We start from the raw sequence: 14,280 nt of genomic DNA, 5'->3' as shown, positions 1-14,280 counted from the left end.
ATGCTTTATCTGCTCGCCGAATGGATGCACTTCCCCGGCCTGGCGAACCTCATCCGCTACCAGTCGTTCCGCGCCGGCGCGGCGCTGATCACGGCGATGATCATCGGCCTGGTCATCGGCCCCCGGTTCATCAATATGCTGCGTGTGCGCCAGGGCAAGGGCCAGCCGATCCGCGAGGACGGCCCGGCCAGCCATCTCGCCAAGCGCGGCACGCCGACCATGGGCGGGCTGATGATCCTGATCAGCCTGGTCCTGTCCATGCTGCTGTGGATGGACCTGACCAACCCGTTCGTCTGGGCCTGCCTGGCCGTGACCGTGGGCTTCGGCGTGATCGGCTTCATGGACGATTACGACAAGGTCACGAAATACAGCCACAAGGGCGTGCCCGGGCGGGTGCGGCTGGCGATGGAATTCGTGGTCGCCGGGATCGCCGCCTGGATCATCGTCAGCCAGATCAGCACCAACCTCTACGTGCCGTTCATGAGCGGCCGCTACATTCCGCTGGGGCCGCTCTATTATGTGTTCGCCGCCGTGGTGATCGTGGGCGCGGGCAATGCGGTGAACCTGACCGACGGGCTTGATGGCCTGGCCACCATGCCGGTGATCATCGCGGCGGGCACCTTCGCGATCATCGCCTATCTGGCGGGCCGCATCGACTATGCCCATTACCTGGGCATTCCCCACGTGCCGCGCGCCGGCGAACTGGCCATCCTGTGCGCCGGGATCATGGGGGCGGGCCTTGCTTTCCTGTGGTTCAACGCGCCGCCGGCGGCCGTGTTCATGGGCGATACCGGCAGCCTTGCCCTGGGCGGGGCGCTGGGCACCATCGCGGTGGCCGCGCATCACGAGATCGTGCTGGCTATCGTTGGCGGGCTGTTCGTGATGGAGGCGGTTTCGGTCATCATCCAGGTCTTCGTCTACAAGCGGACCGGGCGGCGGGTGTTCCTGATGGCGCCGATCCACCACCACTTCGAGAAGCTGGGCTGGGCGGAATCGACCGTGGTCATCCGCTTCTGGATCGTCTCCATCATCCTGGCCATCATCGGCCTGTCCACGCTCAAGCTGCGATGATCACCAGCTCCGCCTTCGCCTCAAAGCGCTACGCCGTCCTTGGTCTGGCCCGCACGGGGCTGGCCGTGGTGCGGACGCTGCTGGCGAGCGGGGCCGAGGTGATAGCCTGGGACAGCCGCGAGGAACCGCGCGCAGCCGTGGCCGCCGCCTTCGGCGCGCGGGTGACCCTGGCCGATCCGGTGACCGCCGACCTCGCCGGCTGCGCGGGGGTGATCGTTTCGCCGGGCGTCCCGCTCAACCGCCATCCGATCAGCGAGGCCGCCGCGCGCCAGGGCGTTCCGGTGATAGGCGACATTGAACTGTTCGCGCTGGCCCGCCCCGACCTGCCGCCGCACCGGGTGGTGGGGATCACCGGAACCAACGGCAAGTCGACCACGACTGCGCTGGTCCATCACCTGCTGGAACAGGCCGGCGTGCCCAGCCGGATGGGCGGCAACATCGGCCTGCCGGTGCTGGGCCAGGAACCGCTGGCGCCGAACGACAGGGGCACCGGGGTCTATGTGCTGGAGCTTTCGAGCTACCAGATCGACCTCACCCAGAGCCTGGCCTGCGAGGCGACCGCCCTGCTCAACCTCACCCCCGACCATCTCGATCGCTATGGCCTGTTCGAGGCCTATGTCGCCAGCAAGGCGCGGCTGTTCGCCATGCAGCGCCCCGATCAGCACGCCGTGTTCGGGATGAGCGACGTGGAGACGCTGGGGATCGCCGCGCGCGAGGAACTGCGGCGCGGGCGCGGCTTCGTCCACAAGGTCGATGGCGCCGGGATCGCCCAGTGGCAGGAGGAATGGCCTTCGCTCCAGGGGCCGCACAATCTCCAGAACGCCGCCGTGGCCGTGGCCCTGTGCGAGGCGCTGGGGCTGAGCGTGGAGCAATGCCGCCCGGGCCTCGCCTCCTACAAGGGGCTGCCCCACCGGATGGAGCGCGTGGCCGATTGGGAGGGCGTGCTGTTCATCAATGACAGCAAGGCCACCAATCCGGCTTCGGCCGCCCCGGCGCTGGCCGCCTTTCCGCCGGTGGCCGGCCATCGGCGCATCCACTGGATCGTGGGCGGGCTGCCCAAGGGCGACGACCTGGACGAATGCGCGCCGTTCTTCGGCCATGTCGCCGAGGCCTATACCATCGGCGATGCCGGGCCGCGCTTTGCCGAATTGTTGGAACCGCACGTGCCGGTCCATCGCAGCGAGATGATGTGCGAGGCGATCCGCGAGGCGATCGCGGCGGCCGGGCCGGGCGACGTGGTGCTGCTGTCGCCGGCCTGCGCCAGCTTCGACCAGTTCCGCGACTACGAGGCGCGGGGCGACAGCTTCCGCCAGATCGTCGGTGCCTTGCTGGCCGGGGAGAACCTGCCATGACCGCGGCGCCCCCCAGTCCGGCCGCCCAGCCGCACACGCCGTTTGTTCCGCGCGCGGGCGCGATGGGCCTGCGCCGGCGCCGCAACCGCCGGCACGAACTGTTCGTGTGGTGGCGCGAGATCGATCGGGTGGTGCTCGGGCTGGTCCTGCTCCTGATGGGCATCGGCACGATCGCGGTGGCCGCGGCTTCGCCCGCCAGCGCGCGGCGGCTTTCCACCTCCTCTGTCCAGTTGCAGGATCTGCATTTCTTCGTGCTCCACCTGCGCTGGCAGATCCTGGGCCTCGCCGCCATGTTCGGCGCCTCGCTGCTGCCCAAGGATCAGGCACGGCGCGCAGGCATCGTGCTGGGCTTCGCGATGATCTTCGCGCTGATGCTGGTGCCGGTGATCGGCACCAACGTGAACGGCGCGAAACGCTGGCTGAACCTGGGGGTTTCGCTCCAGCCGTCGGAATTCCTCAAGCCCGCTTATGCCATCGCCATGGCCTGGATACTTTCATGGCGGCTGCGCGATCCCAACCTGCCGGTGATGCGGCTGGCTTTCGGGATGATGGTGGTGGTGGCCGGACTACTGATGCTCCAGCCGGATTTCGGCTCGACCGTGCTGTTCGTGGGGGTGTGGTTCGTGCTGGTGCTGCTCTCGGGCCTGCCGATCAAGCAGATCTCGATGCTGGGCGCGGGCGGGATCGTGGCCGTCGTCGCCACCTATTTCCTCTATGACAACGCCCGCCACCGGATCGACAATTTCCTTGGCGGCGGCACCGCCTACGACCAGGTGGACCTGGCCAGCCGCACGATCACGGCCGGTGGGTGGACTGGTTCGGGGCTGTGGCTGGGCACGCGCAAGCTTTCGCTGCCCGAGGCCCATACCGACTATATCTTCTCGGTGATCGGCGAGGAATTCGGCCTGCTGGTTTGCGCCCTGATCGTCGTGCTCTATCTCGCGCTGGTCACCCGGGTGCTGCTGCGCCTGATCGACGAGGACGACCTGTTCACGGTGCTTGCCGCCACCGGGCTCACCGCCCAGCTTGGCGGGCAGGCCTTCATCAACATCCTGGTCAACCTGCAACTGTTCCCCTCCAAGGGGATGACCCTGCCGCTGATCTCCTATGGCGGTTCCTCCACCGTGGCGCTGTGCCTCGGCGTAGGGTTCCTGCTGGCGATCACGCGGCGCAACCCCTACCTGCAGCGCGAGCGCGTCACCCTTCGCGGGGCCGGGCGCGCGGCTGGGCGCGCGGCTGGAGTATTGCTGAAATGAGCGTGGTTTCCCGCCACTACGTGCTGGCTGCCGGGGGCACCGGCGGCCACCTGATCCCGGCCTTCGCGCTGGCCGCCGAGCTGGACCGGCGCGGCCATCACGTGGCGCTGGTCACCGACGAGCGCGGCGCGGCCATTCCCGGCAAGCCCGATTTCCTCCCCGCCCACGTGCTGCCCGCCGGGCGGATCGAGGGCAGGAACCCGCTGGGCTGGCTCAGGGGCTTGGGCGCGATCCTGGAAGGCCGGCGCATGGCGCTGCGCCTGTTCGAGAGCTTCGAGCCGAGCGCGGTGGTGGGCTTCGGCGGCTATCCGGCCCTCCCGGCGCTGCTCGCGGCGACCGCGGCGAAGATCCCGAGCGTGATCCACGAACAGAACGCCGTGCTGGGCCGGGTCAACCGGTTCCTCGCCGGCCGCGTGGATGCGATCGCCACGGCCTACCGCGAGGTGGACCGGCTTGATCCGAAGCTGGCGGGCAAGGTCCACCTGGTCGGCAATCCGGTGCGCGACGAGGTGCTGACCCTGCGCGACCAGCCCTATCCCCCCTTCACCGAGGACGGCCTGCTGCGGGTGCTGGTGACCGGCGGCAGCCAGGGGGCGCGGGTCCTGTCGGAAGTGGTGCCCGACGGCCTGTCGATGCTCCAGCCGGCGTTGCGCGGGCGCTTGCAGGTGATCCAGCAGTGCCGGGCCGAGGATATCGAGGCCGTGCGCCAGCGCTATGCCACCCACGGCATCCCGGCCGAACTGGCCACCTATTTCGAGGATATGGCCGAGCGGCTGGCCGATTCCCACCTGTTCATCGGCCGGGCCGGTGCCAGCACCATCGCCGAACTGACCGCGGTCGGCCGCCCTGCGATCCTGGTGCCCCTGCCGATCGCCACCGATGATCACCAGGCCGCCAACACCCGCGAGATCGTCGCCGCCGGCGGCGCGCGGGCGATCCGCCAGGAGCGGTTCACCGCGGTGGAACTGGCCAAGCAGATCCAGGCCATGGCCCAGCATCCGCACAGCCTGGCCAATGCCGCCCATGCGGCGTGGAACTGCGGCTATCCCAAGGCAGCGAGCGATCTCGCCGACCTGGTGGAAAGCTTCGGCGCGGCCCCGCTGATGGACGTGATCCGGCTGGGCGGCGAGGCGCCGGCGGCCTCGGGCAACGAAGCATTTGCGCGCGGGGGGGCGGCATGAAGGGTGTTCCGACCGATATCGGCACGATCCATTTCGTCGGCATCGGCGGGATCGGGATGTCGGGCATTGCCGAGGTGATGCACAACCTGGGCTATGCGGTGCAGGGCTCCGACATTGCCGAGGGCTATGTGGTCGAAGGCCTGCGCGCGCGCGGGATCAAGGTGATGATCGGCCACCGGGCCGAGAACCTGGGCGAGGCGGCGGTGGTGGTCACCTCCACCGCGGTCAGGCGCGACAACCCGGAAGTCGTCGCCGCGCTGGAAAACCGCGTGCCGGTGGTGCGGCGCGCCGAAATGCTGGCCGAGCTGATGCGGCTCAAGAACACGGTGGCCGTGGCCGGCACCCACGGCAAGACCACCACGACCTCGATGATCGCGGCCCTGCTCGATGCCGGCGGGATCGATCCGACCGTGATCAACGGCGGGATCATCAATTCCTACGGTTCCAACGCGCGCCTGGGCGCGTCGGACTGGATGGTGGTGGAGGCCGACGAGAGCGACGGTTCGTTCCTGCGGCTCGATGGCACCATTGCCGTGGTCACCAACATCGATCCCGAACACCTCGATCACTACGGCAGTTTTGACCGGGTGAAGGCGTGCTTCGTCGAATTCATCGAGAACGTGCCGTTCTATGGCGCAGCCGTGCTGTGCATCGATCACCCCGAAGTCCAGGCCGTGATCGCCAAGGTGCGCGACCGCCGGGTGATCACCTATGGCTTTTCCGCCCAGGCCGACGTGCGGGGCGAGGCCGTCACCCCGGTTCCGGGCGGCAACCGCTTCACCGCCGTGCTGCGCGCGCGCGACGGGTCGTTCCGGCGGATCGAGGATATCATGCTGCCCATGCCCGGGCGGCACAATGTCCAGAACGCGCTGGCGGCGGTGGCCGTGGCGGTCGAGATGGGCTGCTCGGACGATTGCATCCGGGGCGGCTTCGGCAAGTTTGGCGGGGTCAAGCGGCGCTTCACCAAGGTGGGCGAGGTTGCCGTGGACGGTGGCGGCGTGGCCGTGATCGACGACTATGGTCACCACCCGGTGGAGATCCGCGCCGTGCTGGCCGCCGCGCGCGAGGGTGTTGCCGGCCGGGTCATCGCCGTGGTCCAGCCGCACCGCTTCACCCGCCTGCGCGATCACATGGAAGATTTCCAGGGCGCATTCAACGATGCCGACGTGGTCTATGCCGCCCCGGTCTATGCCGCGGGCGAGCAGCCGCTCGACGGCGTGGACAGCGCCGCGTTGGTCGAAGGGATCAAGGCGCGCGGCCATCGCAGCGCCCACCTGATCGCCGGGCCGGACGCTCTGGCGCGCGAACTGGCCGGAACGATCCGCAGCGGCGACATGGTGGTGTGCCTGGGCGCGGGCGATATCACCAAGTGGGCGGCCGGGTTGGCCGATGCGGTCGCGGCGCAGATGGCCCCGGCGTGAGCGAGGCGATCGTCCTTCCGGCCGTGCGCGGCAAGCTGACGGCGGGCGCCCCGCTGGCGCCGCTCGTGTGGTTCAAGAGCGGCGGGTCGGCACAGTGGCTGTTCGAGCCGAAGGACGCCGACGACCTGTGCGCCTTCCTGCGCGATCTGGGTCCGGCGGTGCCGGTCATGGCGCTGGGGCTGGGTTCCAACCTGATCGTGCGCGATGGCGGGGTGCCCGGCGTGGTGGTGCGCCTTGGCAAGGCCTTCGCCCGGGTGGACCTGCTTGACGGGGTGACCATGCGCTGCGGCGGCGGGGCCAGCGGCATCCTGGTTTCCTCCACCGCGCGCGATGCCGGGATCGCGGGCCTGGAATTCCTGCGCTCGATTCCCGGCACGGTCGGCGGCTTCGTGCGGATGAACGGCGGCGCCTATGGCCGCGAGGTGAAGGACGTGCTGGTCGAGTGCGAGGTGGTCCTGCGTTCGGGGGAACGCCGGGTGCTGGCTCTGGCCGAGCTTGGCTATACCTACCGCCACAGCGCCTTGCCCGAAAGCGCGGTGGTGGTGAGCGCGGTGTTTCGCGGCCAGCCGGGCGATCCGGCGGCGATCCAGGCCGAGATGGAGCGCATTTCCGAGAGCCGCGAGGCCAGCCAGCCGCTGCGGAGCAAGACCGGCGGCAGCACGTTCAAGAATCCGCCGCCTGAAATCTCGGGGGGCCAGAAGGCCTGGGAACTGGTCGACCGGGCCGGCTGCCGGGGGCTTCAGCTTGGTGGGGCGCAGGTGAGCGAGAAGCACACCAATTTCCTTATCAACACCGGCGAGGCGACCAGCACCGAAATCGAGGCGCTGGGCGAGGAAGTGCGCCGGCGGGTGAAGACAGGCTCCGGCGTCGAGCTGGAATGGGAAATTCAGCGCGTGGGCCTGCCGGCCCCGGCGCCAGGTGACAAGCGAGTGGAAATCAAGTGACACTGCCCAAGCTTCATGTCGCCGTCCTGATGGGCGGCTGGTCCAGCGAACGCCCGGTCTCGCTGATGAGCGGCGAGGGCGTGGCCAGGGCGCTGGAGGCGCGCGGGCACAAGGTGACGCGGATCGACATGGGCCGCGATGTCGCCCTGCGCCTGGCCGGAGCCGCGCCCGACGTGGTGTTCAACGCGCTCCACGGCGCGCCCGGCGAGGATGGCACGGTCCAGGGGATGATGGACCTGATGGGCATGACCTATACCCATTCGGGCCTCGCCACCTCGGTCATCGCGATCGACAAGGAACTGACCAAGCAGGCGCTGGTGCCCCACGGCATTCCCATGCCCGGCGGGCGGATCGTGGAGAGCGAAACGCTTTATGCCGGCGATCCGCTGGCGCGGCCCTATGTGCTCAAGCCGGTGAACGAAGGCTCTTCGGTGGGCGTGGCGATCGTCACCGCCGATGGCAACATGGGCAATCCGATCAGCCGCGAGGCCAGGGGACCGTGGCAGGAATTCGACCGCCTGCTGGCCGAACCCTTCATCCGCGGCAAGGAGCTGACCACGGCGGTGATCGGTGACAAGGACGGACCTCGGGCGCTGATGGTCACCGAGCTGAAGCCCAAGAGCGGCTTCTACGATTTCGATTCCAAGTATACCGATGGCCTGACCGAACACGTCTGCCCGGCCGACCTGCCGGACGAGATCACCCGGGCCTGCAAGGACATCGCCCTCAAGGCCCACCAGCTGCTGGGCTGCAAGGGCACCAGCCGCTCCGACTTCCGCTGGGACGACGAGCGCGGGCTGGACGGCCTGTTCCTGCTGGAAGTGAACACCCAGCCCGGGATGACCCCGCTCAGCCTGGTGCCCGAACAGGCCCGGCACTGCGGGATGAGCTACGAGGACCTGGTCGAGGCGATCGTGGCCGAGGCGCTCAAGGATGCCGCCGCCCGCAAGGAGGCGCGGGGCGAATGAGCCAGACGCTCAAGCGCAAGGCTCCCGGCGTGGCCCGCGTGGCCGCGCAGCAGGGCAAGGCGCGCAAGGCGCGGGCGGCCAGGGCGCGGACCGGATCGGTGCTCGACGCCGTGATGAGCTGGCTGCCGTTCAGCGACGAGCAGCTGCACCGTATCTTCCTCGGCCTGATCTTCGCCGTGGCGATCGCCGCGGCCTGGGCCGTGGCGCTGATGGCCGGCGTGCCCAGCCTGGCGCGCGACCAGTTCGGCATGGTCGCCACCAATGCCGGCTTTGCGCTCCGGCACGTCGAGGTGCGCGGGGCCGCTCGTCTCGACAAGCTCAAGGTCTACGAGATCGCCTTCGCGCAGAAGGGCCAGGCGCTGCCGCTGGTCGATATCGAGCAGCTGCGCGCCGATCTCCTGCAACTGTCGTGGGTGGGGGATGCCCGCGTCTCGCGCCAGTTCCCCAACACGGTGGTGGTCGATATCGTCGAGCGCCAGCCTCGCGCGGTGCTCCGCAAGCCCGACCGGCTGATGCTGATCGATGACCATGGCACCGAGCTGGAGCCGGTCGCGCCCGAGCGGATCGGGTCCCGGCTGATCGTGTCCGGCCCGGGCGCGGGGCAGCAGGTCGAGGCGCTGTCCACCCTGCTCGAGGCCGCGCCGGCGCTAAAGCCGCAGGTGCGCGAGGCCGAATGGGTCGGCAATCGCCGCTGGAATCTCACCTTCAAGACCGGTCAGGTCCTGGCCCTGCCCGAGGGCGACAAGGCCGCGCCCAATGCCCTGATCGCCTTTGCCCGGCTGGACGGGGTGAACCGCCTGCTCGGCGGCAAGGTTGCCGCCTTCGATATGCGCGCGCCCGATCGCATCTATTTCCGTGTCCCCGGCCGCACCGAGGATGAGGCCCGCGCCGCCGCCGCCGTTGCCGCCGCCAAGGTTGCCGCCGCCGCCGATCGCGCCTCGGCCGAGGCTTCGGCCGCCGCCGCGACCGGCGCGAACGAAGACAAGGGCCAGGGCGCCGGTTCCGCGCCGCGCAAAGCTGGTGCCGGCAGCACCGGGGGCAGCTCGGGCAGCCATTCGGGCCATCGGGAGGACACCTGATGGCGCCGCCACGGATCACCCGCGTGATCAGCGCGGTCAACATTGGCTCGTTCCGGATTTCCGCAATCATCGCCGGGATCACCGAGACCGGGGAACTGCTGGTGCTGGGCTCGGCCCACCGCGCGGCGCAAGGGGTGAAGCGCGGCTACGTCACCGACATGGCCGCCGCCACCTATGCCGTGCGCGATGCGATCGAGCGGGCCGAGAAGCAGGCGCAGACCGGCGTCGGGCCGGTGCTGATCGCCACGGCCGGGGCGGGGCTGGCCAGCCAGGTCGCCCAGGTCGAAGTGGAGATCGGCGGGCGGCGGATCGAGGTCGATGACATGGATCACCTGCTGGCGGCCGGGCGCGAGGTGATTCAGCCCGACGGGCGGATGGTGCTTCATGCCCAGCCGGCCCATTACACGCTCGATGGCGCCCATGGCGTGGCCAGCCCCAAGGGGCTCCATGCCGAGCGGCTGGGGGTGGATATCCACGTGATGCTGGCCGATGGCGCGCCGGTTCGCAACCTGACCGAGGCGGTCCAGCAGGCCCACCTCGAGGTCGAGGCCGTGGTTGGCTCGCCGATCGCCACCGGCCATGCCTGCCTCTCGGCCGAGGAGCGCGATCTTGGCGTGGCCCTGGTCGAATTCGGCGCCGATGTGACGAATGTCTCGGTCTATGCCGGGGGGATGCTGCTGGGCCTGGCCTCGATCCCGCTGGGGTCGGCCGACATCACCGATGCCATTGCCTCGCACTTCGGCATCCGCCGGTTCCAGGCCGAGCGGCTGAAATGCGTCAATGGCTCGGCCCTGGCCAGCCCGGCCGACCACCGCGAACTGATCCCCGTCAACGGCCCCGGCGAGGAAAGCGCCGGCCCGCTGGCCCGCCATGCCGATGAGCAGAACCGGGTTCCGCGCGCCGAACTGGTCTCGGTTATCACCGGGCAGCTCGGGCGGATCATGGAAGACGTCAACCGGGCGCTCAAGTCGCTCGGCTTCACCGGGCAGCGCGGCCAGCAGGTGGTCTTCACCGGCGGCGGCGCGGAACTGGTGGGCCTGGCCGACTATGCCCAGGCCGCGCTGGGCAAGCCGGTGCGGATCGGCCGTCCGGCGCACCTGCCCGGCCTGCCCGAGGCCTACCTGCGCCCGGGTTTTGCCACCCTGGCCGGGCTGGTGATGTTCGCCGCGGCCGAGCCTGTGGATATCCGCGCGCCGCGGCGGGGCTTCGCCTCGTCGCCGCGCGAGGGCGGAACTGGCCTGCTGGGCCGGATCTATCGCGCCATTCTGGACTATTTCTAGAAGTATTACTTGGTGGAATTCTTGTCTTCGGACTGTGGACAAAGCTGTGGGTGCCCTTGGTCGGGCCTTGCCGAAGGTGCATCTAGGACCGTGAAACTGGATATGGCTGAGGCCCGGCGGCAGCGGGCCTGTTGGAGACCGCGATGAGCATCAATATCGGACCGCCGGCAGTGGAAGAGCTGCGCCCCCGCATCACCGTCATCGGCGTTGGCGGAGCGGGCGGCAATGCCATCGCCAACATGATCCACGCCGAGATCGAGGGCGTCGATTTCATCGTCGCCAACACCGATGCCCAGGCGCTGAACAATGCCGTGGCGGAGCATCGCATCCAGCTTGGCCCCGATATCACCCAGGGTCTGGGCGCGGGGTCGCGTCCCGAGGTTGGCCGCGCCGCCGCCGAGGAGACCATCGCCGACATCGAGCGCGCGCTCGATGGCGTGCATATGTGCTTCATCGCCGCCGGCATGGGCGGCGGCACCGGCACCGGGGCCGCTCCGGTCATCGCCAAGGCCGCGCGCGACAAGGGTGTGCTGACCGTGGGCGTCGTCACCAAGCCGTTCCTGTTCGAGGGCACCCGGCGGATGCGCTCGGCCGAGTCCGGGATCGAGGAGCTGCAGAAGCACGTCGATACCCTGATCGTCATTCCCAACCAGAACCTGTTCCTGGTGGCCAAGGCGGAAACCACCTTCAAGGAGGCCTTCCAGCTGGCCGACGAGGTGCTCCAGCAGGGCGTTCGCTCGATCACCGATCTCATGGTCATGCCGGGCCTGATCAACCTCGACTTCGCCGACGTGCGCTCGGTCATGGGCGAGATGGGCAAGGCGATGATGGGCACCGGCGAGGCCGATGGCCCGAACCGCGCGATGGAAGCGGCCGAGCGCGCCATTTCCAACCCGCTGCTCGATGGCGTGTCGATGCAGGGCGCCAAGGGCGTGATCGTCTCGATCATCGGCGGCGAGGACATGAAGCTGCTGGAAGTGGACGAGGCCGCGAACCACATCCGCGAGCTGGTCGATCCCAATGCCAACATCATCTGGGGTTCGGCCTTCAATCCCGACCTCCAGGGCAAGATCCGCGTTTCGGTGGTCGCCACCGGGATCGAACAGACCGAGCAGCAGGTCCAGGAAATCAGCCGTGGCGGCTTTTCGCTGGGCGGCGGTCGCGGCGGGATCGCCCGTCCCGGCACGGCCCGCAGCGGCGAGCCCGAGGCCGCGCCGGCTTCGGCCCCCGCTGCCTACGAGCCCGCGCCCGAGCCGGCCCTCGCGCCCGAGCCGGTGGCCCATGAGCCGGCCCCCGCGCCGGAGCCCGCGCCCCTGCTGTCGCTCGATCCCGAGCCGGCCGAGGCCGAGCCGCTCGAACTCCAGCTCGATGCCGTGGCCGAACCCGAAGTCGCCGGCGCGCCCGATGCCGATGCCGGCGATGACGACGGTTCGGGCGAACTGCTGCTCGATGCCGGGCGCCTCGCCGGCGATGAGCCGCCGGCCGCGCGGCTGACCGGAATGCGCCGCCCGCTCGTCTCCGAGCCGGAGGAGCGCACGCCGCGCCTGTCGGGCGGGGGCAGCACCCTGTTCGAGCGGATGGCCAATCTTTCGCGCGGCGGCGGCCGCAAGGACGATGAGGCGGGCGACGATGATGGCGATGGTCCGGCGATCTCGATCCCGCGCTTCCTGGGCCGCCAGAACAACCAGTAATCAGCGGCCAGTAATCAGTGCCCGGTAATCAGTGAAATGCCGGCGGGGCGCAATGTCCCGCCGGTCCCGTTCCGCTCCGGTTCAGCCGCAAGGGCGCACGGGCGCGGGCGGAAGGGATCGCAAGCGATGACGCAAGGCAGGCCTGACGGGCGGGGATCGTGCATGACCAGGGCGAACGGCTTGCTGGCGAATCCGGTGCTGGCCCTGGCCATGGCGGTGCCGGGGATCGCCCTGCTGCCGGGCATGGCCAGTGCCCAGACCATGGCCCAGGCGGTCGTCCAGCAGTTGCCCGCCGTGCCCGCCGGGCAGGCGCTTGGCGCCGCGCTGGGCCGGCTGGCCCGCGATCCGCGCGATCTTGCCGCGCTGATCGATGCCGGAAATGCCGCCTTGCAGATGGGCGATGTCGATGCCGCCACCGGCTTCTTTGCCCGGGCCGACCAGCTTTCGCCCAACAATATGCGGGTCAAGGCCGGCCTTGCCGGGGCGCTGGTCCGCAGCGAAAATCCGTTTGACGCGATCCCGCTGTTTGCCGAGGCGGAACGGGCCGGCGCGGTTGATCCGGCGCTCGCGGTGGATCGTGGGCTGGCCTATGACCTGGTCGGCGACAATGCCAGCGCCCAGAAGTATTATCGCCAGGCTCTCGCCGCCGGGCCGAGCGACGAGGCTTTGCGCCGGCTGGGGATCAGCCAGGCGATTGCCGGCGATCGCAAGGGCATGGAGGCAACCCTGTCGCCGCTGCTCCAGCGCCAGGACAAGGGTGCCTGGCGCGCCCGCGCCTTCGCTCTGGCGATCCTGGGTGCGCCGGAAGAAGGCGTGGCCATCGCCAACCAGGTCATGCCGGTCGAACTGGCCAATGGCATCGCCCCTTATCTGCGCTTCATGCCGCGGCTGACCGTGGCCCAGCAGGCGGCGGCGGCCAACCTCGGCCGCTTCCCGCGCGCCGCCGACATCGGCCGCGACGATCCGCGCGTGGCGATCTATGCCCCGCCGCGCCGCATGGCGGGCACGGCGGGATCGGCGCTGGTGCCGGCGGGCGAGCCGCTGGGCCGGACCCGCGCGCGCCAGGTCGAACCCCCGGTCCGCGTGGCCAGCGCCGCCCAGGCCAGCGCCGCCCAGGCCCGTTCCGCTCAAGCCCGCGCTGCCCCGCCGGAAATCGCCCCGACCCGCTCCGACGCCCCCCAGCCGGCGCTCCAGCCAGTGGCCCAGCCGGTCCTCCCGCCGATCGCCCATCCGGTGGTTGCAGCGGTGGCGCCTGCCGGGGTTGCCGTCCGGCCCGTTGCCAACGCTCCGCTCGCCACGCCGGCCCCGGCCCCGGCCCCGGCCCCGGCCCCGGCCCCGGCTGCCCCGCCGGTCCGTCCGGCCCTGGCCGCCCCGCCGTCAGCGGCCGCGAACAGCCCAGGCTTCGACCTTGCGCGCATGGCGCCGGCGGCCGCCGCGTCCGCGCGCCCGGCCGTGCCGGTCGCGCCTTCCGCGCCTTCCGCGCCGCCCGCCCCAACGCCCGCCGCCGTCGCTCCTGTGTTCGCGCCGGTTACCGCTCCGGCCCCCGTTGCACCAGCGCCGCGGCCCAGGCCGCGCCTCGCCGAGGCCTTCGCCGATCTCGCCGCCGTGCCCCGGGGCGCGGTCGCTCCGGCACCGGGCGCGGTCGACGTTCGCAAGCTGGCCGAGGCGCGCGCCCGCGCCGCCGAGGCCGCCAGGACACCGCCCAAGCCGGCCCACCCCAGCCGCATCTGGGTCCAGGTCGGTACGGGCCGTGATACCGGCGCTCTGGGCTTCACCTGGCGCGGCCTGGTCAAGGACAACCCGGCCCTGTTCAAGGGGCAGGCGCCCTCGCTGTCGGACTGGGGGCGGACCAACCGCCTGCTCGCCGGTCCTTTTGTCACCGAGGCGGCAGCCCAGGCCTTCCTCGCCAGGGCGCGCAAGGCCGAGCTTGACGCTTTCCTCTGGACCAGCCCGGCCGGCCAGGTGGTCGACAGCCTCCCTTCGCGGTAGGGCCAAGGTTCTCCACGGGGAACCCAAGTCTTTTCCACACCTTGTAAA

The 14,280-nt window shown here is 70.1% G+C and carries 11 protein-coding genes; all 11 read left to right on the top strand.

All coding sequences use genetic code 11. The annotated features are described in order from the left end of the window. The gene (gene mraY / locus ACFOD9_RS05015) at positions 1 to 1,071 is read left to right on the top strand and encodes a phospho-N-acetylmuramoyl-pentapeptide-transferase (protein ID WP_379508984.1); all 1,071 of its coding nucleotides are present in this window, start codon (positions 1 to 3) and stop codon (positions 1,069 to 1,071) included. After that, entirely contained in the window at positions 1,068 to 2,423 is a 1,356-nt protein-coding gene (gene murD, locus ACFOD9_RS05010; RefSeq protein ID WP_379508983.1) for a UDP-N-acetylmuramoyl-L-alanine--D-glutamate ligase, read from the top strand. Before mraY ends, murD begins: the two co-directional genes overlap by 4 nt. Further along, entirely contained in the window at positions 2,420 to 3,679 is a 1,260-nt protein-coding gene (locus ACFOD9_RS05005; RefSeq protein WP_379508982.1) for an FtsW/RodA/SpoVE family cell cycle protein, read from the top strand. The genes murD and ACFOD9_RS05005 overlap by 4 nt, the downstream gene beginning before the upstream one ends. After that, the gene (gene murG, locus ACFOD9_RS05000; RefSeq protein ID WP_379508981.1) at positions 3,676 to 4,860 is read left to right on the top strand and encodes an undecaprenyldiphospho-muramoylpentapeptide beta-N-acetylglucosaminyltransferase; all 1,185 of its coding nucleotides are present in this window, start codon (positions 3,676 to 3,678) and stop codon (positions 4,858 to 4,860) included. The genes ACFOD9_RS05005 and murG overlap by 4 nt, the downstream gene beginning before the upstream one ends. Beyond that, complete coding sequence (gene murC / locus ACFOD9_RS04995) at positions 4,857 to 6,281, top strand: UDP-N-acetylmuramate--L-alanine ligase (RefSeq protein WP_379508980.1); 1,425 nt, start codon at positions 4,857 to 4,859, stop codon at positions 6,279 to 6,281. The genes murG and murC overlap by 4 nt, the downstream gene beginning before the upstream one ends. Beyond that, a complete protein-coding gene (gene murB, locus ACFOD9_RS04990) occupies positions 6,278 to 7,225 on the top strand; it encodes a UDP-N-acetylmuramate dehydrogenase (RefSeq protein WP_379508979.1) in 948 nt (315 codons plus the stop codon). The genes murC and murB overlap by 4 nt, the downstream gene beginning before the upstream one ends. Continuing rightward, positions 7,222 to 8,193, top strand: a complete 972-nt coding sequence (locus tag ACFOD9_RS04985) for a D-alanine--D-alanine ligase (protein ID WP_379508978.1) — start codon at positions 7,222 to 7,224, stop codon at positions 8,191 to 8,193. Before murB ends, ACFOD9_RS04985 begins: the two co-directional genes overlap by 4 nt. Continuing rightward, on the top strand, positions 8,190 to 9,272 hold the full coding sequence (locus ACFOD9_RS04980) for a cell division protein FtsQ/DivIB (protein ID WP_379508977.1): 1,083 nt from the start codon (positions 8,190 to 8,192) through the stop codon (positions 9,270 to 9,272). The genes ACFOD9_RS04985 and ACFOD9_RS04980 overlap by 4 nt, the downstream gene beginning before the upstream one ends. Further along, positions 9,272 to 10,552 (top strand): cell division protein FtsA, encoded by a 1,281-nt coding sequence (gene ftsA, locus ACFOD9_RS04975; protein ID WP_379508976.1) that lies wholly within the window; start codon positions 9,272 to 9,274, stop codon positions 10,550 to 10,552. Before ACFOD9_RS04980 ends, ftsA begins: the two co-directional genes overlap by 1 nt. A gap of 143 nt (positions 10,553 to 10,695) precedes the next feature. Next, complete coding sequence (ftsZ, locus tag ACFOD9_RS04970) at positions 10,696 to 12,243, top strand: cell division protein FtsZ (RefSeq protein WP_379508975.1); 1,548 nt, start codon at positions 10,696 to 10,698, stop codon at positions 12,241 to 12,243. A 162-nt stretch (positions 12,244 to 12,405) separates the two neighbouring features. Continuing rightward, positions 12,406 to 14,232, top strand: coding sequence for a tetratricopeptide repeat protein (locus ACFOD9_RS04965; RefSeq protein ID WP_379508974.1), 1,827 nt, complete (start codon positions 12,406 to 12,408; stop codon positions 14,230 to 14,232). The last annotated feature ends 48 nt before the right edge of the window (positions 14,233 to 14,280 follow it).

Source organism: Novosphingobium bradum, from assembly GCF_042646485.1.
GTDB classification, from domain to species: Bacteria; Pseudomonadota; Alphaproteobacteria; order Sphingomonadales; family Sphingomonadaceae; genus Novosphingobium; species Novosphingobium bradum.
The sequence above is the reverse complement of the archived record's forward strand: the minus strand, read 5'-3'. Positions and strand labels throughout refer to the sequence as shown.

Excerpts from the sequence above, each read along its gene's own strand:
- mraY (WP_379508984.1), top strand. The coding sequence starts at position 1 with ATGCTTTATCTGCTCGCCGAATGGATGCACTTCCCCGGCCTGGCGAAC.
- murD (WP_379508983.1), top strand. The coding sequence starts at position 1,068 with ATGATCACCAGCTCCGCCTTCGCCTCAAAGCGCTACGCCGTCCTTGGT.
- ACFOD9_RS05005 (WP_379508982.1), top strand. The coding sequence starts at position 2,420 with ATGACCGCGGCGCCCCCCAGTCCGGCCGCCCAGCCGCACACGCCGTTT.
- murG (WP_379508981.1), top strand. The coding sequence starts at position 3,676 with ATGAGCGTGGTTTCCCGCCACTACGTGCTGGCTGCCGGGGGCACCGGC.
- murC (WP_379508980.1), top strand. The coding sequence starts at position 4,857 with ATGAAGGGTGTTCCGACCGATATCGGCACGATCCATTTCGTCGGCATC.
- ACFOD9_RS04980 (WP_379508977.1), top strand. The coding sequence starts at position 8,190 with ATGAGCCAGACGCTCAAGCGCAAGGCTCCCGGCGTGGCCCGCGTGGCC.
- ftsA (WP_379508976.1), top strand. The coding sequence starts at position 9,272 with ATGGCGCCGCCACGGATCACCCGCGTGATCAGCGCGGTCAACATTGGC.
- ftsZ (WP_379508975.1), top strand. The coding sequence starts at position 10,696 with ATGAGCATCAATATCGGACCGCCGGCAGTGGAAGAGCTGCGCCCCCGC.
- ACFOD9_RS04965 (WP_379508974.1), top strand. The coding sequence starts at position 12,406 with ATGACCAGGGCGAACGGCTTGCTGGCGAATCCGGTGCTGGCCCTGGCC.